The organism is Nostoc sp. CENA543 (assembly GCF_002896875.1).
In the GTDB taxonomy this organism is placed as follows: domain Bacteria; phylum Cyanobacteriota; class Cyanobacteriia; order Cyanobacteriales; family Nostocaceae; genus Trichormus.
Genome location: NZ_CP023278.1, coordinates 231,407 through 254,666 on the forward strand (window position 1 = coordinate 231,407; position 23,260 = coordinate 254,666).

Consider the following 23,260-nt stretch of genomic DNA (forward strand, 5'->3'; position numbering starts at 1 on the left):
CGTTAGCGACGTAGGAGCGTCGGCAGTGCGGTCTTGGGGGTTTCCCCCATGAGCAATTGCCGAAAGGATCTCCCGGCTTAAAGCAAGTGGTATTAGCGCAGCGTTAGCGATGCTAGGAGCGTCACCCACAGGGTAAAAGGCAAAAGAAAAGAGGATTAACTTTTACCTGTTGAGGAAACTAAAATTTAACTATATTTAGGGTAAAAGCAATCATTCTTATGTTCTTCTCTTTTTACTTTTTACTTTTTACTTTTACCTTGTTCACACGGTCTTTTTGCCCATAAAGCGGAAGAAGAGTTTCTCCATTTCAATCCAGACGAACATTAAAGCACTGAAACCACAACAAATTGCTAATTCTGTGGGAGGTAGCCAGTGAGTACCGAAAAATGCTCTTAAGGGTGGGACATAAATCAGCATGAGTTGCAAAATTGTGGTGACAACTACAGCCCCTAGCACAAACATATTCGAGAAAGGATTAATCTCAATAGTTAGTTGATTATTCGAGCGAATGGCGATAGCATGACCCATTTGAGCAATACACAAGGAAGTAAATACCATTGTTTTCCATCTTTCAGGGTTTAATCCTTCCCCGGTGAATGTTTGGGAATGTGTATAAGCCCACTCCATCAAAATGATTGTAATGATGGCGAAAATCACCCCAATGCGAACCATGTAAGAACCCAAACCCCTAGCAAAAATGCTTTCACGGGGACTAAAAGGTGGACGCTTCATCACATCTGGTTCTGGAGGTTCTACTGCTAAGGCTAAAGCAGGTAAACCGTCTGTGACTAAGTTCATCCACAGGATTTGCAGGGGTGTGAGGGGAACACCACCTAGTCCTAAAAGCGGTGCGGCGGCGATGGTGAGGACTTCCCCAATATTACTGCCCAGGATGTATTTAATAAAACGACGAATATTTGTGTATACTACCCTACCTTCTTTGGTAGCGGCGACAATGGTGGCAAAGTTGTCATCTAGCAGCACCATATCACTGGCTTCTTTACTGACATCAGTACCAGTGATACCCATTGCAATACCGATATCAGCTTGTTTTAACGCAGGCGCATCGTTGACACCGTCCCCAGTCATAGCGACAAATCTACCGCGATTTTGCAGTGCTTGTACAATCCGCAGTTTGTGTTCTGGGGCTACCCGCGCATAGACGCTGACTAGGTCAACTTGCTCTTGGAGTTCTTCGTCACTCATTTTTTGTAATTCTTGACCGGTGATCACCCTATCACCTGCTTGAGCAATACCCAAATCTGTGGCGATCGCCCGTGCAGTTAGTTGATGGTCGCCAGTAATCATCACCGGACGAATCCCCGCCTCTCGACATTCTTGGACGGCGGCGCGCACTTCTGGACGGGGTGCATCTAGCATCCCCACTAAGCCTAACCACACTAGATTCTCTTCTGTGGTTTCGTCTGCGCCTTCTGGTGGTACTTCCCAGAGGGGTTTGTAGGCAAAACCTAACACCCTCAGACCATTGCTAGCCATTTTGTCATTTTGTGCCAAGACTTGACTGCGTTGTTCTTCGCTGAGGGGTGCGGCGTTTGTACCCAAATAAATCCCACTGCATCGCGCCAAAATTAACTCCGGCGAACCTTTAGTGAACATGATGTAAGGTTCATTGTTGAGTAATCCGGCGATTTTGGGGTCAACATCTGTTACAGATGCTTCTCCCGTAGAGACCTTTTCTACCTGAGAAATCACGCTCATGCGCTTACGTTCTGAGGAAAAAGGAAATTCACCGACACGGGATAATTTACTAAGCCATTGGTCTTTTTCAATACCTACTTTTCCCGCTAAGGTAACTAAAGCCCCCTCTGTGGGGTCGCCTAAAATTGCCCATTCTCCATTTTCTTTTTGCAGCACTGAGTCATTACAAACAGCACAAGCCACTGATAAAGAGGCAATTTCAGGATATTCTTCTGGCACAATGGGGTAATCGGCATCACTATCTAAGTAAAATTCTCCTACGGGTGCGTAACCTTCACCCGTAACTTTGAAGTTTTGCTGATTGGTATAAACTGACTGCACTACCATTTTGTTCTGAGTCAATGTACCGGTTTTATCAGAACAAATTGTGGTGACAGAACCCAAAGTTTCCACCGCAGGTAATTTGCGAATCAAAGCCTGACGGCGCACCATGCGCTGAGTTCCCAGTGCTAAAGTCACGGTAATGACAGCAGGTAAACCTTCTGGGACAACAGCCACCGCCATACTTAAAGAAACTTCTAAAAGTTCTTGTAAGTTGCTAAAGCCTCTAGCTTGAATAATACCGCCAATCACAACGATCGCCACCAAGACCAAAGAACCCGTAACTAACACATTCCCTAATTGGGTCATGCGTTGCTGTAAGGGGGTAGGTTCAGTTTCTACTGACTGCAAAAGTTCAGCAATTTTGCCTAGTTCGGTACGCATCCCGGTATTTGTGACTAGTACCTTACCCCGTCCTTGGACGACTTCCGTTCCTTGAAATACGGAATTAATGCGATCGCCTAAAGATGTTTCTTCTGGTAATGTAATATTTGCTTGTTTACTAACTGCTTCTGCTTCACCTGTCAGAGCTGATTCTCGCACCTGTAAATTCGCTTGTTCAATCAAACGCCCATCGGCAGCTATTTGCACCCCAGCCTCTAGCAGCATCACATCCCCTGGAACGATTTCTTTAGCTGCGACATCCACTAATTTACCGTTGCGGAGGACTCGCACCAAAGGAGAAGACATTTTTTTGAGGGCTGCTAATGCTTGTTCTGCCCGACTTTCCTGGACATAGCCTAAAACACCGTTGAGAATGACAATTGCCAAAATAGCAACTGTATCTTTAAATGGCACTTCTCCTGGTTTGAGTGTATTGGCTTGCCAAGCCATGAAATCTAAAAACCCAGAAATGAAAGCTACTGCAATCAGCATCAACAACATAATATTTTTGAACTGATCTAGCAGAATTTCCCAGGCACTACGACCTCCCTGTTCTTCTAATTCGTTGGGGCCGTATTTTTGCAACCTTTGTTCAATTGCTTCTACGCTTAAGCCACTATCTGCATTACTAGAGAGCAGTCCGAGTGCTTTATCAACTTCCAAACTATGCCAACTGGTGATATTTTCAGGCAGAGAATTAGCAGACATTGTGTCAGTCACAAAAAATGGTTACAGGATTTGATCATAATTGAGTAACGGACGGAAAACCATCCACTCAAGTTACATTAAAACTATGGTCAAGTCGTATGGCTATGATACGAAATTATTAGTCAAAGTCAATTTTTGGCGGCACTTCATATGTATTATTACTTAAGCCAGATTTCTTTATAGGATATTTTAATATCTCATAGAAGTGAACACAAAAGCAGCACGGTCTTGGGCTTTCTTTGCCCAAGGGGAGCGACTGCCAACAAAAAGGGGAGTGAGAGAGTAATGAGTTGATAACAACGACTTCTCCATCCCCAATACCCAATCCCCGATCCCTAGTTCCCAATAAAGCTTAATATGAGTTTTGCACCCACCAGTTTGACAGCTAGCCAAATGTTTGGGCAAAGGACAATTCGACCGTTGACTGCTGCTGCTTTATGTGGCATTGCATTTATCCAAGACCGACTGATTGCGATTGATACGATTAAGGGGCATTTACTAGAAATTGACCCTCATACTGATAACAGTAGAATCATTAACCCTCACCAAACCAAAGAATTTAGTGAGGTAAAAGGTTTAGCTGTTTGGGAAGACACACTCTGGGTGACTCGTGGTAACAATGTTTATGTCTCTAAACTCTCATCTTTGGCTTTAGAACATTTTGCCACTTTGCCCTACCCCGCCGATGGTGTGGCTGTTTGGGACTCCACAGTCTACGTTAGTTGTCAGAAATTAGGCTACATTCTGATTTATGACCGTGATAGCCGCAAAGAGATTACCAGATTTTATACCCCTGGGGTGGGTGTAGAAAATTTAGCAGTGAACCGAGAAACCCTGTGGATTTGCGATCGCACTGAACAAACGGTGTATTCTATGGATCGGGCGACTGGGGAAGTGAGATTTAGCGTGTTAACTCCCTTTGATTCGCCTACAGGCATAGCCATACACCTAGACACGCAAACAGGAAAGGAAAGTCTATTTGTAGCCTATGCTTCCGAAGAACCTTATATTCGGGATAACCCCAACGCTGATCCTAACCATGAATTAACATACCGCGATCGCACTTTTATTCATCCCCTGTATTACCATCACGCACCAGATCAAAAATACGCCCTTTCTAATGGTTATCTGATTGAAATGTCCTACGTCGAGGAAATAGCCCCCTTAGAAGAGGTGTATTTACCTGATGTAGAATGGCGCATTGCCCTGCCTTCCGAAACCGAACGCCAAAAAGTAAAACACGTTGAACCCATCGGTATACCCTTCACAGAAGAAATTATTGATGGACAACGGGTAGCTGTATTTAAATTTGAGTCCCTTGTCCCTGGCGAACGACATATATTTGGCTGGAAAGCACAATTGGAAGTGCGGGGGATTAAATACCGCATCACACCCAAAGATGTGGAAGATATTCCCGAAATTTCCCCAGAAGTTGAAGCCCGCTATCTGGTGGACAATGATGATTTAGCAATGGATACAGCCATTGTGCGGCGTTCTGCCCGTGAAGCCATCGGTACGGAAACAAACCTCCTGCGGAAAATGTACAGCATCCGCAACTATGTTTATGATGAACTTTCCTATGGCATCAAACCCTATATTGATACACCCGATATAGTTTTAGAAAGGGGTGTAGGTTCTTGTGGGGAGTATGTAGGGGTACTTTTGGCACTGTGTCGCTTGAATGGCATTCCTTGCCGTACTGTGGGTAGATACAAATGTCCCCCAAACGGCGAACATCAAGGAGTTCCCCTGCAACCAGATTTTAATCATGTGTGGTTAGAATTTTATATACCTGGTATGGGATGGTTGCCAATGGAATCTAATCCTGATGATTTAGGTGATTATGGCCCTTATCCCACCCGCTTTTTCATGGGTTTATGTTGGTATCACATCGAAATTGGTAAAGGCATATCCTTTGAAACATTAAGCAGTCAAGGTAAAAGGTTAACTAAAGAAGATATTCCTCTAGGTGATTTGGCGATTAATCATATCCGCTTCACCATTCTTCAGGAATTAGCACCGTTTTAAGGGAATATGGGGACTGGGGACTAACTAAATTCAAAATACCCTACGGGAAGCAAGCTACAAAATTCAAAATTCAAAATTGAAGAATGATTGGGGACTGGGGAACGGTTGGTATTAATTTGGGGTTTTGCTAGAGTGGTGGAACTTAACCCAACATGAATATTGACGTTAAAATAAGGCTAAAACGACGAAAGTAATTGCAAAATGCCTGCCATTTTTAAATCACAACTTTCCTTAGAAGATTTAGCGCAAGTAATATCGTCTCTTAATTTAGAAGAAAAACTACGATTACAACAGATGATTGAGCAACAAATTTTTGAACGTCTTGTGCTATCCTTCCCCAATCCGCTTACGCTGAGATTGGGGAAGGATAGCACGGCAATTTTAGAGGTTCGATGCCTCTAAAATTGCCAATTAATTTTTTGGAGTGTCCTGATTCTGGATATATTTTTTAAGCACTTCTATTGGTGCGCCACCACAAGAAGAAACATAATACGAATTAGACCAGAAAGAAACTTTTCCCCAATAATACTTTTTAACTTCTTGAGGAAATTCTTTTTTGAGCATTCTTGCTGTTGCACTTTTCAGGCTACCAACAACAGCAGCAATAGAGTTTTTTGGGTGGAAGTCTAACAAGATGTGTATATGGTCTGACTCCCCATTAAACTCAATTAATTGGCAGTCCATCTTGTTAGATACCTGTTCAATCATTTGTGTTAATCGGTTGAGCATTTCTGCGTTTAAAGCTTTGCGTCGATAGTGCGTTACAAACACAAAGTGCAACCGGACACTAAAAACGCTGTGAGAACCTTTTCTGACTTGCATATTGACAGGGTACACCCACAAATATTAGCATACTCAAATATAACAGACAGGTCGATATGTTATGGCTAACAAGCGAATTACTTTTAGGCTTTATCCATCAAAAGAGCAAGCCAATAAAATGCACTATTGGCGACGACTCCACAAAGATTTGTACAATTCTTGTGTTGAGCATCGCAAAACTTCTTACAAGAAGTTTGGTAAGTCAGTAGATTATTTTGCTCAACAAAACTGTTTACCTGATTTTAAAGAGGAATGGGTAGAGTATAAAGAGCTTGGTAGTCATGCTTTGCAGGATACTGTTAAGCGTGTTGATTTTGCTTTCAAGCGGTTTTTTAAACTCAAATCTGGTTATCCAAAATTTAAGTCAAGTCGCTATTACAAAGGTTGGACTTATCCTTGTAATTCAGGATGGAAGGCTTGCACCAACGGCAAGAACGGTTATCTAAAAATATCTAACTTAGGTAACGTAAAGATGCGTGGTCAAGCTAGGGATTGGGGTAAAACCAAAACCTGTACAATCATCTTTAAACAAGGGAAATGGTACGCCTCAATTACTGTTGATTGCATTCCAAATCGTCCACAAACTGACACAGGTGCAATTGGCTTAGACTTTGGTACTCATCATGCAATTGCTGATTCTAATGGCAATACAATTGAGAATCCTAGATTTGTTAAAACTGCACAAATTAAAATCAACTTTATGGCTAAAACCAGTCGCAGAAAAAGACCACCATCCAAAGGTGTTAAAGCTTCAAGAAGGTGGAGAAAAGCGAATAAGGCTATAGCTAAAATACAATCAAAAGTTGCTCGTCAAAGACAAGACTGGCAACATAAATTGGCTACACAGATAGTAAAGAGTAATTCACTGGTAGCGACTGAGACATTAAATCTCAAAGGGATGACCCGTAAAGCAAAGAAAGGCAGTAAGAGAAAACATCAAAAGACTGGATTAAATCGGTCTTTGCTTGATGTTGGTATTGGCAATCTCAAAGACTTAATTAAGTACAAAGTCACCGAAGTAGGTGGTTTTTATATTGAGATTCCAACCAAAAAAGTTAAACCATCTCAAACCTGCCCTCATTGTGGTCATCAAAAGAAAAAGTCATTAGCAGATAGAGTTCACCATTGCGAAAAATGTGGCTACCAATGTGATAGGGATGTCGCCGCAGCAATGGTAATACTTAATTACGCAAAGGGCATGGAACGTGCCTCTTTAGATGCAGATGAGTCAACCTCTACTTGGTGCGGAAGCTTTAAGCAAGTTGCTCAATTGAAGCATCAGAAACGTGCATCTCAGGCGTAGCCGGATGCACGTAGTTCATGCTGAAGAATCTTTGTATGAGGATGATACGGAGACACAAGTAGAAATTCAAGCAGTTCGTAATGAATACGCAGTTGACGAGTATACAACTGTGGATGATTACAAATTACTTGTTCGCAATTGTCCGCAGGCGGCATCAGCTTCTAAACCACGGGAATAGCGGACGCTAACGGCGATTTTTTGCTGTTGCAGAACTTTCACAAAAGCTTGAATGCGATCGCTCTTCGGTCGTTTATAATCAACTTCCTGAATGGGGTTATAGGGGATTAAATTGACGTGACTTTGAAAGCCCCGCAGACGCTTGGCTAGTTCTAGGGCGTGTTCTGGTAAATCGTTCACACCAGCTAGCAAAATGTATTCAAAACTCACGCGTCTACCTGTAATTTCCACATATTCCCGACATTCAGCCAGTAAATCCTCGATGGGATAGGGACGCGCACTAGGTATAATTTTTTCTCTTAGAGCTTGGTTAGGGGCGTGGAGACTCACTGCTAGAGTTACTTGTAGATGGTTTTGCGCTAATTGACGAATGCGATCGCGAATTCCTACTGTAGAAATAGTCAGCGATCGTTGTCCAATCCCCACATCTTGATTTAACGATTTAACTGCGTCTAAAACATTTTCCGTATTTAACAAGGGTTCACCCATGCCCATGAATACCACATGACTCACCCGTTGTTGAAAATCTTCCTGTACTGTTAAGACTTGATCAACAATTTCATGTCTGCCTAAATTCCGCTTGTAGCCACCTTTCCCAGTAGCGCAGAAATCACAGGCCATCGGACATCCCACTTGAGTAGAAACGCAGACAGTTAATCGTTTCTCGGTGGGAATTCCTACTGTTTCTACAATCTGCCCATCGGATAGTTGCAAAAGGTACTTAACTGTGCCATCCGGTGCCACGGAACGATAATGAATTTGAGAACGCCCAATGGGGATATCTGCGACATCGGCGCGCCATTGCTTAGGAAAGACAGAAATATCCGCTAGCGATCGCACTCCCTTGTGATATATCCAATCATGGAGTTGCTTTCCTCTGTAGGCGGGTTGTCCTTGCTGCTGTACCCATGCAGTTAACTCCGTCACTGAAGCACCAAGTAACGGAGGTAAAGTTGCTGTTTCGGGAATGGTTGAGTTAGCTGGGGAAACAAGGGGCGTAGCAGACATAAAAAATCACAAGTTCAAGCTCTGAATCTCTATCCTACAACTTTCAACTTAATTTGGTAGGAAATCTATCCTCAAACTAGAAGATCATGTGATTAACACGCAATGACAATCTCAATACCTTTCTCCCCAGTTAAAACTCAACAGAGTATTATTCAGCATCTATCGTCTGATATTGATGATCAACAATAGCCGCCGTTTTATGCGCCTCCCAAGAAAGCCAAAGCATCAGGTACATAGCAAAATCTGGTTTGTTGGTTTTTTCGTGATACATCGGCAACTTCTCAGCCTGTTGATATCGTTCTAAAGCTTGTCGAAAGTTTTTTTTTGTGACTTTCTCCCCTAAAGCTTCAGATAGTAAATGCCACAAAACACACCCTACATCCTTCTTGATGTAATCCAAACAGTAGCCATAAATATTCGCAAACTCTTCATATGTCTGATTTTCACAAGCTGCTTTTAACAATTGCGTTTGTAAATCTGTTAAATGCTTGCCAAATGCTTTGTAAACTACTTTGTCTGCAACATTTAGTAATTCTTGAGTATTCATTTTCTAACACCAGTTAATTAATGTGATGCAGAAGAGTTAATGATTTTTTCAAGAGGAAATACTAATTCTTCTTGAAATTGATGCACAAATTTCCAAATATCATTACCCATATCAAACTTGAAAAATAAATCATTAATCGTTTGATTTATCGTGCATAAGACGATGCAAAAATTGGGTAATTAATTATGGAATCGTGACTCTAGCCAAGATTAAGCTGTATAATCTAATACAAAAAAATTAAAAAAAGGAACAGTTAATTTTGGAACTCACTCAATTATCATGTGAGAAATTTATTGGATATAAAGATTCTCATCAAGGGTTATCTGCTTAATGAAGCATTACACCTTTTTGGGAAAACTAATTTGTAATTGACTAACATCCCACTACGTTGGCGTAGCCTACCCTAGAGAAGATTGCAATTCGTAATTGCTCGCGGAACAGCACACTAAAATTTCAATTGAACGGTTTTGAGTGAGTTAGAGCTTTAATTACCAACTAATTCCATTACGAACTACGTTAGCGGAGCGACACAAAGTCCATCATCAATTACAAATTATTTCCAAAGTTTGCCTACTGAAAATACACCAAATTTGCAAAAATCATAAAACTCATAAGTATCAAGACATTTGACCCAATGATGCTTATATCTCTACGATGATATGTTTGAGTTCTGATGATAGTTAACTTGCGTGTAAATCCTCTTAAGCACTACTTTTAGCACTCAACGCGTCGATATTTGACTTACAGTGAGTATACTAAAAATTCCATAGATTATGTGGAGATTTTTATTATTTTTACAATTTCATTATCTTTTTCTTAAAACATGAACTTATGTGAATAAGTGTTGTCATAAACCATTTACGATACTTTACATTAAATCACTAAATAGCCCCTAAATTTTATTTGTAAAAATAAAAATCAGCCATTAAAATTGCCGAAATTAAGTTATCTTAATGATAATTTTTGTAGGTTAGATATTGCTTGGTAATGGGTAATATCTTTAGTTTTACTTTCTTGGCAATCCTTTATAAAGAGCATCTAGCTAACTATTAATTGTGGATAATTTTCTTTCTATTGCTCTTTAGTTGCAGACATCAGCATACTTGCATCTATTTTTCGATTCATTTAAAAAAAATTAACTTTTTGAATATCCCACTTAATCCCACAAAAACCCCCTCGTATTTTTTTGGGATGTTCGGCAAGATGATAACCATGATGATTAACTAACTCAAGGGGGCAGCAATTCAATAATCATAACCACTAAACCTTATATATATAGATGAAATTTATGATTATTGAAATGATCGCAAATATAAGCTTCCTGAGCTAATTAGCACAGTAGAAAAATTTGTTTTTGAGATAATGCAGGAGATGGAAAATAGGAGGTGATGTGGTGCAGTCTAACAAAAAAATGAGCAAAGAAAATTTATTTTCTGAGCAAATACTGCTGGCGTTGGTGTCTGCACAATTCACCATAAAGGCAGTGATGAAGTCGGGTTAAATACTAATTTATCTTACTCAAGTTACTTTGATTGTGTCAACCTAATAATTTCATCCAACTTAAAACCCTCCTTTTGCAATATCTAAAAAACTTCCAATGTTTAAAAAGTACCTACTACTATTCACTAATTATTCCTTAATATGTCTACTAGGAATATTTAACGTCAATCTCAAAGCAGAGGCACAAACTGTTAATAACTCTGTTAATTCTCAATCGCAGCCAAATCAACAACAGAGTCTGGATAACCAACAGCGTAACTCTGCTGCCATTAATCAAACAGGAGTTTATAACCTGGGTGAATCGGCGACTTATAAGATTCAAGGATTGGCTGGAATTCATGTTGTGTGTCCCCGCCCCTCTCTAATATTAGGTACGGCTTTCAGTTCTTATGACGGGATTAGTTTCTCTAACAATGCTTCTTATGCTGTCAATGCTGCCATAGTTTTCCCCTTGGGTGGAAGCTTAGAAAGCACTTGCAAAGGAATGGCTGAAACTATTGCTCGTAAAACTCAATATGACGTAGAGATTATCAATGCTCGTGCCTGTGCTGAACTTATCAGTGCTGGTATCAAACTCAGCCCCGACAGCTTTCCTACTATTTCTGCTGTCTGTCAAGGGGTGGCTATAAACAGAACTAATACAAATGAACCTAACAAAGCTATCAGGTTCCAGTCTCAAGAATTACCTAAAAATGAGGCTGAAAATAACAACTAACTAACAACGAGGATAAACTCATGAAAAAAGCTCTTGGTTTAGCACTTATCGCTACTTTTTTGGCTACTCCCGCTTTAGCTGGCGAAACTTTTGTGCGTAACGAAGACTCATGGAGTAAAAGCCACACAGAAACCAATTTATGGCTGAATTCTGATACTCATTCTGTGCGGGCTGAAGCATATATTTCTGTAGCTGATAAAACTTACATTGATGGTGATGTTGTTACTAAGTATTGTGGTAACTGGTGCGGTGGTTCTACAACAGTTTCTTACGATGAATATACCCAACATAATGCCGCTTCTGGATTAGTGGGTGCATACTTTGAAACAAACTACACTAACGTTAACGGTAGTATCAACACCAAAACATATTCTGGTAGTAATGCTCACGAAACTACTGCTGGTGTTCGTTAATTCCTAATACTTTTTTTAATGTCACTACAAAGTATTCTAGGGTGGTTATACCAATTTGGGATTTTAGATGCAAGGATTGTGGATTTAAAACAAAAATTCATCACCATAATATCTATCCCAATTTGGTATTATTCTACCCTGTTACTTCTTTTAAAAGCCAGGTATTTCGTGTGTAACTCTACTACACATACTTATATTTTTCTCTAAATCAATTGAACTAATATATCAATTTTATATTTATTACTTATTAGCAAAAAAGTTCATGATTAAGGATACTAAATATGAAGAAAATTATTGGTTTAGCTATTATTGCCACTTTTCTCAACAGCCCTGCTTTTGCAGGTGAGACTTTTGTCTTTAACCAGTGGACACTTAGACGAAATAGAACTGAGGATTATGACAATGTTGATATTACAATCTATTCAAACAACAATGAAAATTACAATTTTTCTACTAACAAGATTGAGATTGAGCGTCAAGGTGAAGAAAGTTTGAATAGTTTTACGGTTCATCATACTGGTTCTTATGTAAAAGGTAGTTTTTACGAAGATACAAGAACTAGAATATGGGGTACAGTCAATACTGTGAGAAATTCATTCATTCGTTCTCAAGAAAGCAGTGCAGGTATTCGTTAATTATTAGCAATCTTAAAATATTTATTGTAAAAAAACGCAGTGCAATGGCTGCAATTTTTTAGTATGAAATATTCTATATTGGCATCTGGGGTGTTATTTGTTGCTTTAGTTTTTATTTATTTAAATGATTTACCCAATGGAGAGATACCGACATTGTTTATAAACTCTATATCTAAGGAGTCTAATCAGAATATTCCTGGAAATATACGAATTCAACCAGGGCAATCACCCAATGAAACCCGCCCAAATGAAATCAGGCAAGAGTTATATGACTCTATATCTATAGGTATGACTTATGAGGAAGTGATTGCCATTATTGGTTGGGATGGTGTTCTAATTTATGAAAATAATATTGATACTGCTGAGGGGAAAATTCATGAGCAGGTTTATCAATGGAATAATCAAGATATTTACAGGAGTAGTAACGATGAGCATAAATTAGGCGATCGCAGTATATACGGTAGTATCAAATTGCGGTTTCAAAACCATATTCTTGTCAATAAATCATTTGTGATTCTCAAACCGTAGGGGTGCGATCGCTTTTTTCTCGGATTTGCTCAGAAAGCCTGAATCAATCAGGGGATGAGGGAGTTTCAAGCCGCTAGCCAGAGGGCGGCGTTATGCACGTAGGTTTTGATATCTGTTAGGGCTTGTGGTTCGGTGTTCATCCCTGTTCCTGGTGGTTCATCGACGAAGGAAGGACAGCCTTTATCAATGTCCCAATTGTAATCAACAAAGTGATGGAAACTGGAATGTGCGATCGCTCTGCCTAATCTGTTTCCTTCGGTGTCTATGTAATGTTCCATCGCCACCACTAGGTTAAATTTTCGCCCTGTAACTATACTTTCACCAAATGCAATGACACTCGCTGTTGAGTCTGGTTTCACTCCTATTCCGCCTTCGTGGGGATGAGAAGGGAAAAATTCAATTAACCCAGTTGGTGAGTCAGGATTCTGTAGCAGGGGATGATTGGGTTCGGTGGGGATAATTTTTTGGTAGTCACCATTCGCACCGGAATGATAATTCGGCCAGGAAATATAAGTAGTGTGGGGATCGTCGCGAGTCCAACGAGAATTATCAGGGTCGGGATTTTTGGTATTAAAATAATGCAAATCGCCAATATCCACAATGCCACACATAGAACAGCCCATATCTTGATGATCGCGTGTGGAAAGAATCCCCCCACCCCGCTTTCTAAAGGCGTTAATTCCGGCAATATCTTTGGCTGTTAACCCATCACCGACATCTAGGGCAAATAACCATAATTGATTAAAATCTGATTGGTCTAAACTACTTAAAATCGGATCATCTCCTGCTGCATCCGACAGGCGATCGCGTCCTGTGACTATAAATAATTGTTCCCCTCTTTCATCTTTAATTGATTCTAGATATTCTTTTAGCAGAGAAAATCTAGAAATATTCCAGTCATCCTCAACTGAGGGAATTGTGGTTTGTAGCAAAATGTGAATTTGTCTAGCCATAGCTGTTGTTTTTGATGATTTCTAATAGCGGATTTTATGGAATACTCTACAACAATTTTTTACTAAAAAATCCCCAATTTATTTAAAAATTAGGGATAGTAAAATTAACTATTTTCGCCAGAAATAGAGCAATAATAGACTAGATATTATGATTGCAAAATGATAATTAACGAATTACTTGAAAATTCTCAATAGTCAGATATATTTCTTCATCAGCTATTTGAGCATTGTAATCGACATTAATTTGGGTGGGATAACCATATTGAGGATTGTAACTTACATCTAAATTTGCGGCTTGCCGTTGAATGGCATCGCCAATCACATTAAAAAGTTTGGGGATTGTATTATAATTTCGGAAAAATTCGGGATTACTCACTGGCTGACCTGTAGCCACTGAAGTAACAGAAACTGTTTTACCGTTGCGAACTTCAATTACTACAGGGCCTCTAGCATCGGGTATACAAAAACAACCATTACTAAATGTGTAGCGATAGTTAACAATATTCTTGCTATTCCATAAATTGCGGTTAAATCTCAATCTTCTGGCTTCTAAGGTCAGCTTTCTATTTGATGATATCTGTATCTGGGCTACCTCTACGGTAGATTGAGACATCACGGGTAAATTCATTCCTAAAGAAAACAATAATCCGGCACTAAGAATTAGGGGTAAGCGCATAGTTATCCTCTGTGAGTTTAATAGGGAAATTTAGGATGTTTTGCTGGATTTTGAGTACAATCTCCATTTTTTATGAGATTATTTAAGCTGATATTATTTTTTGATTAAAAATAATATCGAATTTAAGCACTAAAAATTCATCAGTAAAATCGGGGTGCGTTATGCAGTTATTAACGCACCCCCCAAGATCCTTAATATTTCGTAAATCTTCAGAAAATCCGATATTTTAACTGGCAACTTTCTTGCTAAAAATTCGGTAGTAAAGCCAATTGCTTACTTCTTTAATAGGGAATAGTAAATAGGTGATGGGATTGATAGTCACGATAATATTACGGAAATCACGCCGGGCTAAAAACAAAATCGCACGGGCTACCTGTGGTGCGGACATTACGCCATAGGGATTAAGTTGACTTTTAAAAGGCCCTAAAATTAATTTGCGAATCACGCAATCACCATTTAAGCGTTTCAGCGTGACTAAATCTCCCAAGGTGCGTTTGCTGAGTTCATAGAGTGGACTTAACGCTGGATTTACCTCAGCTTCAGATGTATTTACCCAAATTTCTTTAGTGGCTTTTGCTTGTGGCCCTGTAACTGTGGCGATAAATATATCCATTAACCGCAGTGCAGAAAAAGTATTGATTTCATAGGAAGAGTTAATGGCTTGTGAGGTGCGATCGCCATAAACATTCACACCGTGGTTAATAATCAAAATATCGACTTTCTCTAAATTGGCTTGCAGTTCTGCTTCGTTACCTAATTGCCAAGAAATTACTTTGACACCGTTATCCGTTGATAATTTATCTGGATTAGTAGTTAATGCCACAACTTTAGCATTTTTCTTCAGTAATTCTGCTGTTAATGCTTGTCCTAAAGCACCTGATGCCCCAGTAATGGCAACGGTTTTACCCTTGAGAGATAGGGCTGTTCCCAAAACTTTATCTACCAAGGAAAATACACCACTATAGTAAGCATTAACATCATCAAAATGGTGTCGCCAGTGATAAGAACGATTCACCAACCACATGGAAGGTATGGTATCTAAAGGCCCTGGTTGGTGATTATAGTCTGTATCAATTGTGCCTTGGGAATATCGCAGGTATGCAGCAGACAAAAACACGACATTGTAAGCTACTCCCAACCATAAACCCCATTGCCGGAAAATTAAGGCAATTAAAATTGATGCCGTGAATAAAATACCTGATTCTAAAACGTCATGATATAGCTGAGATTCCTGATAAGCCTTGAGGGAAACTATAGATAAATCGCGACGATATGCTGTGTGATGTTTATTGTGGAATTTGCCTAGCCAAATCACTTTATGGCACAAGGCATGATAAATATCTCGAAGTATTTCCGTAAGGAAGAGGGAAAATAAACCCCAGCTAACAAACTGCAAGCCAGTGTTTACCAGCTCCCAATTGACTTGTAATTTGCTTGTAATTTCAGTGAAGCTTTCCAGCATTTTTTTGCTCGCCACTTGTCTTAATCTTTTTTCATATTCTGATCAGGATAGATTAAGAACAAGTTACAAAGCAAACTAAAATTTGGTGAGGATTGGGGACTGGGTACTGGGGACTGGGACAAGGGAGACAAGGTAGACAAAGGAGATTCTTTCCCCATACTCTATGCCCAATGCCCCATGCGCCATGTCCCCCTGCGCCCTGCCCCCTGCACCAATTCCTCTTCGCGTTGGTATAGACTGTACAATTCTCTTGTTAGCATTAACTTAAGTTTAAGTGTCATCTGTGGACAACTGACTGTACAGGTGGCGTTTTATTAGGAGAATAACAGTTTCATGAAGCTCGGAAAACCTTCCCAAGAATGTGCAGTTAGAGTGATGGACACAATTCCATTGTTGATGCGGTTTATCCGAGCTGATATGCGGAGTCATAGTGCTGATTCTCTTTCCATACCACAATTGCGATCGCTAGCGTTTTTAAAGCGTCGTCCTGGTGCTTCGCTATCGGAGGTAGCAGATCATCTTGGTGTCACCTGTGCGACAGCATCAACCACCATTGAGCGACTAGTGCAGCGTCATCTGGTACAGCGTACTGACCACCCCCAGGAACGACGGCGGATAGTCCTCAATCTAACACCAGAAGGTAAGGATTTATTAGAGCAGTCTCAAGATAAAACTCGCGCACATATCTCTGATATTTTAGAGGATTTGACACCAGAACAGATAATCCAAATCGAACATAGTTTGATGCTGTTAAAAAATGTTTTTGAAAAAACGGAACTTTCGCCTTAAAGCTCATCAATGTTGCTCATGAAGCGAATATATGATTTTTGTTGACTGCTGACTGTGATTCACAATCTGCTTTTACAACATATACATAAAAGCCATTTGATAAGCATCAACATTAATATCTATTTTCCTCAACCTAAGTTAAAATTTTTATTTCTAAAAGATAAATACCAGTTACTCTAATGAAACAGTTAACAGCTAAAAAGCGCATATTAATTCAGCAACAATTAACTCCTTATTTATTCTTACTACCAGCTTTACTTCTCCTGAGTTTAACTGTGTTTTGGCCTGCACTGCAAGCATTTTACCTGAGTTTCACTAGCTATGAAGATATTAGTCAACCAGCACAATGGATAGGAATGAAGAATTTCCTGCGTTTGTGGGAGGATAAAATTTTTTGGAAAACGTTAGAAAATACTTTACTCTATCTTGTGGGTGTAGTTCCTGTTTTAGTTATTTTACCTCTAGGATTAGCAATTTTAGTGAACCAAAAACTGCGCGGCATTAATTGGTTTCGCGCCGCATATTACACACCAGTAGTAATTTCTATGGTAGTTGCGGGGATAGCTTGGAAGTGGCTATACGCTGAGAAGGGATTGCTAAATGAATTGCTAAAAATATTCGGTATTTTTCCTGAAGGTATTCCTTGGTTAACTGATAGCGTTCCTCCAATAAAGTTATTTGGTATTGTACCTATTCCCTTAGCTAGCGTCATGCTAGTTACTATCTGGAAAGGATTGGGTTATTACATGGTAATTTACTTAGCAGGACTACAATCTATTCCGGCTGATGTGTATGAAGCCGCAGCAATTGACGGTTCAGACGGTATTCGTAAACATTGGGATATTACTGTGCCTTTAATGCAACCTTATATTGCTTTAGTAGCGGTAATTTCTGCGATTTCTGCAACTAAAGTATTTGAAGAAGTTTATATTATGACTCAAGGTGGGCCTTTAAATAGATCCAAGACAATTGTTTACTATTTATATGAGCAAGCGTTTAGTAATCTGGAAATTAGTTATGCTTGCACCATTGGTTTAGTGTTATTTCTCATCATTCTAGGTTTATCAGTTTTGCGATTAATCATTAGTCAACCTGGAGGAGACAGTCTGGTTTGACCCTCCGAATTTTAGATTTTGGATTTTAGATTTTGGATTGAGTTTTTCGGTTCACGCCCCTACACAGTTGATTACTCGTGTGTTACATTAAGTAGTGGAATAGTAATACATCAGCCAAGCTATAGTGTGGGTTCTGAATACCCGACTGGTGCGCCAACCTCTGGATTGAGCGTATACCGCAAAGCAGATGCGTCACTACTCCCGCCCCGTTTGATAGGAGTGGGTTTTTGCCTACATCAAACGCCCTGAAAGTAAGCTCGTTGGATAGAGCGATCGACTCTTAATCGATAGGTTGTAGGTTCGAGTCCTGCACTTTCTCCCCGTCCGAAAGGACACTACTCTGTAAAAGTAGCAAATTCAGCGAATTTGATTTGATGACAAACTCTGCAATGTAGGCTTACTGCTGAATTATCAGTGGTAGCAGTGAAGAAGCTAGAGTGATTGTTTCTCTCCCTAACTTGAGTATGTCCCTTCAGTTCCGGTCTAAAACCGATAAACTAAACGGTATATTTGATGACTGTTATCAATAGTAAAATTACCTTTGGGTAGTTTTGGCGATCGCAGTTATCTTAATCCAGTTTTGGAGACACACTTCACCCGCAACTAAACTGTAAACACCTACATTTGCAGAGTTTAAAAATATAATGTAGTATATGTATTATATTTTGTTTATGGTTTACTGATTTCCCAATGAATAAGTTTTAATCATGTCAAAATTCGAGAACCAACTAGAAACATTTCATGCTGCAAATCGCCAAGCATGGCGCAAATGGTTAGAGGATAACCATCTAAGTTCTGTTGGTGTATGGTTAATTTACTACAAAGTCAAAAGTAAAAAACCCAGCATTAGATATAGTGAAGCAGTTCAAGAAGCTTTATGTTTTGGTTGGATTGATAGTAAAGTTAAATCTCTAGATGCAGAGCGTTATATGCAAATATTTACGCCGCGTAAAACCAAAAGTGTGTGGTCAAAATTAAATAAGCAATATATAACGGAATTAATTGACCAAGGTTTAATGACGGAGGCTGGTTTAGCAAAAATTACAGCCGCACAACAAGACGGTTCATGGACTATCTTAGACGCGATTGAGGAATTAATTATCCCAGAAGATTTACAACAAGCATTAGCAGTGAATGAAGTTGCAAATAATTACTTTGTAGGCTTTAATAACTCAACCAAAAAGAATATTCTCTTTTGGATTGCTAGCGCGAAACGTCCAGAAACTAGAAAGAAGCGAATTGAGCAAACTGTAAATTCAGCAGCACAAAATAAAAGTCCCTTATCAGTAATCTTTTAAGTTTTAAGTTTAATTAGTAGGTAAAAATTATATGTGGAAAACATTTTACATCAAGCCTCATGAAATTGGGGTTCTGTATCATCGCAGTGATTTTAAGAAAATCTTGACTCCTGGAACTTATTTTTATTTAGGTTTGCATTGGCAGGTAAAAACCTATGACCTCAATTATCCAGAGGCAAATATAGAAAATTTAGAACTTTTATGGCGGAATCACAGTGAGGAATTACAGCGATATTTATTAGTAGTACGTACAGCATTTAATCAAGCGGCTTTAGTGCGGTGTGGTCAAACTTGGGTGAGTGTTGCCCCCAATCAACTAGTAGCTTTTTGGCGTGGTTTTATTGAGGTCGAATCTCATGTTTTCAACTTAAATGAAAGCTTAGAATTACCTGCTGATTTTGTGCAGCAATTACGGGGAATTTATTTAAGCGGAATTCAAACTTTTCAAGTTTCTGAACATGAGATTGGATTGCTGTATGTGCAGAATAACTTTGTTCGTCCACTAGAACCAGGAGAATATGCTTTTTGGGATGTCAATATAAGTGTGGCGGTGAAAACTCTCAGCCGGATTTTACCGAATCCAGAATTTCCCCTAGAGGATGTGCTAATTCAACGACATCCTGAATTTGTGGCGGCTTATTGTGAAATAGTGCAATTACAAAATCACCAAGTTGCGATCGCCCGTTATCAAGGCAAAGTCATCTCTATTCTACCGCCATGCAGCCGCAAACTATTCTGGCGGGGTGTGGAAGTGGAAGTAATTGACATCAGCACTGAAACTAAGTTGTCTTCTCGCTTAGTGACAGAGTTAGTTTCTGGCTTACCAGAGACTTTAGTTTTGAGTCGCAATTTTTTGCATATCTGCGAAGTTCGCCCGCAAAACATCGGGTTACTATATATTAATCAAGAGTTTCAAACACAACTACAACCAGGAAAACACGCTTGGTGGCTATTTGGACGTTCCTTACAAACGGAAGTCTTTGACTTGCGTCAGCAAACTCTGGAAGTCTCTGGACAAGACATCCTCTCCAAAGATAAAGTCCCCTTACGTTTAAACTTAACAGCAGGCTATCGGATTGTAGACCCCCTCACCGCGAGGAATGGACTACTAGATATTACTGGATATTTGTACAAAGAATTACAGTTTGCTCTACGTGCTGCTGTCGGGGAAAAAGCTTTAGATGCTTTATTGGAAGATAAAGGTGTAATTGACCAGAGTATTTTTGAATACATCAGTCAAAAAACTTCCGCCTACGGAATTGCAGTAGATTCTGTGGGGATTAAAGACATCATTCTCCCTGGTGAGATTAGAACAATTTTGAGCAAAGTAGTAGAAGCGGAAAAAGCCGCCCAAGCCAACGTAGTTCGTCGTCGTGAAGAGACAGCCGCTACTCGCAGTATGTTAAATACAGCCAAGGTGATGGAAGATAACCCCATCGCGTTACGCTTGAAGGAATTAGAAGTGTTAGAAAGAATTGCTGAAAAAATTGAGAAAATTCAAGTTAATGGGAGTTTGGATAGTATTTTGACTGAATTAATTCAGATTAATCGCAATTAATCATTGGTCATTGGTCATTAGTCATTAGTCAGTTGAGGCGGGTTCTGTGAGATATTCACCCTAGAAAAAATGTTTTGGTCAAACCCGCCCCTACATTTAGTTATTAGTCAGTTCCTTTTATCTTTATATATAAATTAAACCTTGGATTCATAAAACCCAAGGTTTAATTGTTTGCCCTCTCACTTACTAAAAGTAAGTGTAGGTCTTTTACCCCGGATATTTGGTATAACGTACTAATTGCTGTCAATGTACGTAAATTAATAACTCCTCACACACCTCACACGCTATTGATCTGACCACGAAAACAAGTACACAACTCTCTTCCTGATGATGATGGATTTAAACCATTCATCTGCTTTAAAGTTAGCTGTTTACTGTTTAGTATTTATCGTCCTGGAGATTGAAAGATACATCAGCAATGACTAATCTTTAGATAGAGACTCAATTTATTTTTATAATTAAAACTCATAGAAATTCCCATAAGCAACCAATGACAATTAAAACCCTGGGATTAGCATCAAATCTATATGATTACCTCCTATCTGTTTCCTTACGGGAAGCCGAAATACTAACCAAATTACGCCAAGAAACAGCCCAACATCCAATGGGGAGAATGCAAATTGCACCAGAACAAGGACAATTTATCGCTTTATTAGTGCAATTATTAGGAGCAAAGAAAACCTTAGAAATAGGAGTATTTACAGGTTATAGTTCCCTAGTAGTGGCGTTAGCGTTACCACCTGAAGGGCAGATAGTAGCTTGTGATACTAGTGAAGAGTTTACAGCGATCGCCCGACGTTATTGGCAACAAGCAGGAGTAGACCATAAAATTAACCTGCACATCGCCCCAGCCCTAGAAACTTTAGATAATTTACTAGCAGCAGGTCAAGCAGAGACATTTGACTTTGCCTTTATAGATGCAGACAAAAGCAACTATGAAAACTATTATGAGCGATCGCTGCAACTAGTCCGCCCTGGGGGACTAATAGCCATTGATAATGTTCTGTGGTCAGGAAGAGTTGCAGACCCCCAAATCCAAGACAACCGCACCAAAAAAATCCGCGCCTTCAATGAAAAACTACTACAAGACCAGCGAGTTAATATCTGTCTTATCCCCATAGGCGACGGCTTGACTCTAGCCTTAAAGCAGGGGAAGTAGCCGAAGCATGGGAAGCAGAGAAAGCAGAGGAAGAAAAACTAATGACTAATGACTAATGACTATTGACTATTGACTATTGACTATTGACTATTGACTAATGACTATTGACCATCCTTCACTTTTTCGGCCAACGCCAGTTGTAGCGATTCCACTCATACATTCCTTGAATTTCGTATTCAGTACCGTTGTAGAAACGCACAACGCAACTAGTGGAAGTATCTTCCTCCTGATGAATTTCATTAATCTGAATCACAATTGAAAGAAACCATTCGCGTTTGCAGGGGCCATTATCTTGCACCCATTCCCATAGGGCATTGGAAACTTCAATGCGATCGCCTATTCTGAGTTTTAAAGCATCCTCAAAATAGGCATACTTATCGAAGTGATACGACTCGACGCGATTTAACCATTGCAAACCGTAGCGTTCTCGGATAAACTGCACCTTGCCTGAGTCGTTGTTATTTAACCAATCGTTGAGTAACTGCACCTTCCAAGTCCGGTTTTGCTGTTCCTCCGTCTTGACAAACGCCAAGAATATTTCCAACTCCTGTGGAGTCAGTTCGTCTAGAGGGTTAGGCGCGTCTGATTTGCCGTACTTAGACTGCTTGTAAATTTCCTCGACTAATTGTAGTAAAATTTCCTTCTGCCTATCAGTGAGAGGACAGCTGGCTGCATCACAACGATTAAAAGCTGCTAGCAAAGCTGTTGTTATCTCATCTGGTGTCATAAGTTAATACTAATCGAGAAGCTGATTTAATAATTATTACAAAAGTTAAATGAAAGTTTCTAGTCAATAGTCAGTAGGGGCGGGTTCTGTGAGAAACTCACATTGTCAAACAGATATTTTGGTTAAACCCGCCCCTACATTAGTCAATAGTCAACAACCAAGACTTTTTCCCTCGCCTCTCTCCATTCCCCATTGCCAACGTTATAAAGTTTAGGTATGTTTCCTTGCTACCTTATACAGTTATGGAAAAGAAAATCCGCCTAGCACTTAATTTCAAATACTCAAGACTGATTACAGCTATCTTGATATCCTGTCTCATCGCATTGATTTCATGGGTATGGACTCCTGTTGCTGTAGCATTAACACAGATTAAACTCTCTAATTTATCTTATAAGGAGTGTCCAGCAGAATTGGCTCAAGGGGCTGTAACTAGTAGTGGTAGCGGGGCTGCTAATTGCTTTATTGTTACTGGTCAAGCCGAAAATAGCACCCGTAAAACTGTCTATGATGCAGATATTTATGGGCGCATATATGATGCAAACAATGATGCCATATTACAAAATCGCTCCCGCCTTGGTTCTATTCCAGAAGTTCCCCCAGGAATCAGTGATTTTGAATTGAGAATTTCTGTGCCTGCAATTCAACCTTTACCTTTAAAACTCAAGCAATTCAAAGCTTCTGGGTTTAGCGCGCAGATTCGCAAATAATCTCAAAT

General features: G+C 39.6%; 21 protein-coding genes and 1 tRNA gene. 14 read left to right on the forward strand and 8 right to left on the reverse strand.

The genetic code is table 11. The features are described 5' to 3' along the window. Positions 1 to 261: 261 nt before the first annotated feature. Positions 262 to 3,132, reverse strand: a complete 2,871-nt coding sequence (locus tag CLI64_RS00950; RefSeq protein WP_103135483.1) for a cation-translocating P-type ATPase — start codon at positions 3,130 to 3,132, stop codon at positions 262 to 264. 357 nt (positions 3,133 to 3,489) lie between these two features. On the opposite strand from CLI64_RS00950, the gene CLI64_RS00955 reads away from it, so the two are divergent. Both CLI64_RS00955 and CLI64_RS00960 read left to right on the forward strand, forming a co-directional pair. Further along, complete coding sequence (locus CLI64_RS00955; protein WP_103135484.1) at positions 3,490 to 5,160, forward strand: transglutaminase domain-containing protein; 1,671 nt, start codon at positions 3,490 to 3,492, stop codon at positions 5,158 to 5,160. Positions 5,161 to 5,361: 201 nt separating this feature from the next. Next, positions 5,362 to 5,562: a hypothetical protein gene (locus CLI64_RS00960; protein WP_103135485.1), complete on the forward strand. Its 201-nt coding sequence runs from the start codon at positions 5,362 to 5,364 to the stop codon at positions 5,560 to 5,562. A gap of 9 nt (positions 5,563 to 5,571) precedes the next feature. On the opposite strand, the gene tnpA is transcribed toward CLI64_RS00960, so the two are convergent. Continuing rightward, the gene (gene tnpA, locus CLI64_RS00965) at positions 5,572 to 5,982 is read right to left on the reverse strand and encodes an IS200/IS605 family transposase (RefSeq protein ID WP_103135486.1); all 411 of its coding nucleotides are present in this window, start codon (positions 5,980 to 5,982) and stop codon (positions 5,572 to 5,574) included. A 61-nt stretch (positions 5,983 to 6,043) separates the two neighbouring features. Between tnpA and CLI64_RS00970 the strand changes: the two genes are divergently transcribed. Continuing rightward, positions 6,044 to 7,285: an RNA-guided endonuclease TnpB family protein gene (locus tag CLI64_RS00970; RefSeq protein ID WP_103135487.1), complete on the forward strand. Its 1,242-nt coding sequence runs from the start codon at positions 6,044 to 6,046 to the stop codon at positions 7,283 to 7,285. Between the two features lie 117 nt (positions 7,286 to 7,402). Here CLI64_RS00970 and rlmN read toward each other — a convergent pair whose 3' ends face one another. Beyond that, a complete protein-coding gene (gene rlmN / locus CLI64_RS00975; protein WP_103135488.1) occupies positions 7,403 to 8,470 on the reverse strand; it encodes a 23S rRNA (adenine(2503)-C(2))-methyltransferase RlmN in 1,068 nt (355 codons plus the stop codon). Between the two features lie 148 nt (positions 8,471 to 8,618). Next, entirely contained in the window at positions 8,619 to 9,017 is a 399-nt protein-coding gene (locus CLI64_RS00980) for a hypothetical protein (protein WP_225977469.1), read from the reverse strand. Between the two features lie 1,597 nt (positions 9,018 to 10,614). On the opposite strand from CLI64_RS00980, the gene CLI64_RS00985 reads away from it, so the two are divergent. The 4 genes from CLI64_RS00985 (at position 10,615) to CLI64_RS01000 (ending at position 12,808) form a co-directional block, all read left to right on the forward strand. Further along, complete coding sequence (locus CLI64_RS00985) at positions 10,615 to 11,232, forward strand: hypothetical protein (RefSeq protein ID WP_103135489.1); 618 nt, start codon at positions 10,615 to 10,617, stop codon at positions 11,230 to 11,232. Positions 11,233 to 11,252: 20 nt separating this feature from the next. After that, the gene (locus tag CLI64_RS00990) at positions 11,253 to 11,645 is read left to right on the forward strand and encodes a hypothetical protein (protein WP_103135490.1); all 393 of its coding nucleotides are present in this window, start codon (positions 11,253 to 11,255) and stop codon (positions 11,643 to 11,645) included. A gap of 281 nt (positions 11,646 to 11,926) precedes the next feature. Continuing rightward, complete coding sequence (locus CLI64_RS00995; protein WP_103135491.1) at positions 11,927 to 12,280, forward strand: hypothetical protein; 354 nt, start codon at positions 11,927 to 11,929, stop codon at positions 12,278 to 12,280. 63 nt (positions 12,281 to 12,343) lie between these two features. Next, on the forward strand, positions 12,344 to 12,808 hold the full coding sequence (locus CLI64_RS01000) for a hypothetical protein (RefSeq protein ID WP_103135492.1): 465 nt from the start codon (positions 12,344 to 12,346) through the stop codon (positions 12,806 to 12,808). Between the two features lie 65 nt (positions 12,809 to 12,873). Here the strand turns inward: CLI64_RS01000 and CLI64_RS01005 are convergent, their stop codons facing one another. The 3 genes from CLI64_RS01005 to CLI64_RS01015 all read right to left on the reverse strand — a co-directional run bounded on the left by CLI64_RS01005 (position 12,874) and on the right by CLI64_RS01015 (position 15,899). After that, the gene (locus tag CLI64_RS01005) at positions 12,874 to 13,761 is read right to left on the reverse strand and encodes a hypothetical protein (RefSeq protein WP_103135493.1); all 888 of its coding nucleotides are present in this window, start codon (positions 13,759 to 13,761) and stop codon (positions 12,874 to 12,876) included. Positions 13,762 to 13,927: 166 nt separating this feature from the next. Continuing rightward, positions 13,928 to 14,437 carry a DUF6174 domain-containing protein gene (locus CLI64_RS01010; RefSeq protein ID WP_103135494.1) on the reverse strand — a complete coding sequence of 170 codons (510 nt, stop codon included), beginning with the start codon at positions 14,435 to 14,437 and terminating at the stop codon, positions 13,928 to 13,930. 226 nt (positions 14,438 to 14,663) lie between these two features. After that, positions 14,664 to 15,899: a bifunctional sterol desaturase/short chain dehydrogenase gene (locus CLI64_RS01015; protein ID WP_103135495.1), complete on the reverse strand. Its 1,236-nt coding sequence runs from the start codon at positions 15,897 to 15,899 to the stop codon at positions 14,664 to 14,666. Between the two features lie 333 nt (positions 15,900 to 16,232). Here CLI64_RS01015 and CLI64_RS01020 point away from each other — a divergent pair, with 333 nt between their 5' ends. The 6 genes from CLI64_RS01020 to CLI64_RS01045 all read left to right on the forward strand — a co-directional run bounded on the left by CLI64_RS01020 (position 16,233) and on the right by CLI64_RS01045 (position 21,818). Further along, positions 16,233 to 16,688, forward strand: a complete 456-nt coding sequence (locus CLI64_RS01020; RefSeq protein ID WP_103135496.1) for a MarR family winged helix-turn-helix transcriptional regulator — start codon at positions 16,233 to 16,235, stop codon at positions 16,686 to 16,688. A 179-nt stretch (positions 16,689 to 16,867) separates the two neighbouring features. Then, positions 16,868 to 17,803, forward strand: a complete 936-nt coding sequence (locus CLI64_RS01025) for a carbohydrate ABC transporter permease (RefSeq protein ID WP_103135497.1) — start codon at positions 16,868 to 16,870, stop codon at positions 17,801 to 17,803. A gap of 247 nt (positions 17,804 to 18,050) precedes the next feature. After that, positions 18,051 to 18,121, forward strand: a tRNA-Lys gene (locus CLI64_RS01030). A 389-nt stretch (positions 18,122 to 18,510) separates the two neighbouring features. Continuing rightward, entirely contained in the window at positions 18,511 to 19,101 is a 591-nt protein-coding gene (locus tag CLI64_RS01035) for a YdeI family protein (protein ID WP_103135498.1), read from the forward strand. 31 nt (positions 19,102 to 19,132) lie between these two features. Then, complete coding sequence (locus CLI64_RS01040; RefSeq protein WP_103135499.1) at positions 19,133 to 20,659, forward strand: slipin family protein; 1,527 nt, start codon at positions 19,133 to 19,135, stop codon at positions 20,657 to 20,659. A gap of 490 nt (positions 20,660 to 21,149) precedes the next feature. Further along, positions 21,150 to 21,818 carry a class I SAM-dependent methyltransferase gene (locus tag CLI64_RS01045; protein WP_103135500.1) on the forward strand — a complete coding sequence of 223 codons (669 nt, stop codon included), beginning with the start codon at positions 21,150 to 21,152 and terminating at the stop codon, positions 21,816 to 21,818. A 115-nt stretch (positions 21,819 to 21,933) separates the two neighbouring features. On the opposite strand, the gene CLI64_RS01050 is transcribed toward CLI64_RS01045, so the two are convergent. After that, complete coding sequence (locus CLI64_RS01050) at positions 21,934 to 22,545, reverse strand: hypothetical protein (RefSeq protein WP_103135501.1); 612 nt, start codon at positions 22,543 to 22,545, stop codon at positions 21,934 to 21,936. 242 nt (positions 22,546 to 22,787) lie between these two features. Between CLI64_RS01050 and CLI64_RS01055 the strand changes: the two genes are divergently transcribed. Next, positions 22,788 to 23,252, forward strand: a complete 465-nt coding sequence (locus tag CLI64_RS01055) for a biotin carboxylase (RefSeq protein ID WP_192881647.1) — start codon at positions 22,788 to 22,790, stop codon at positions 23,250 to 23,252. Positions 23,253 to 23,260: the final 8 nt, after the last annotated feature.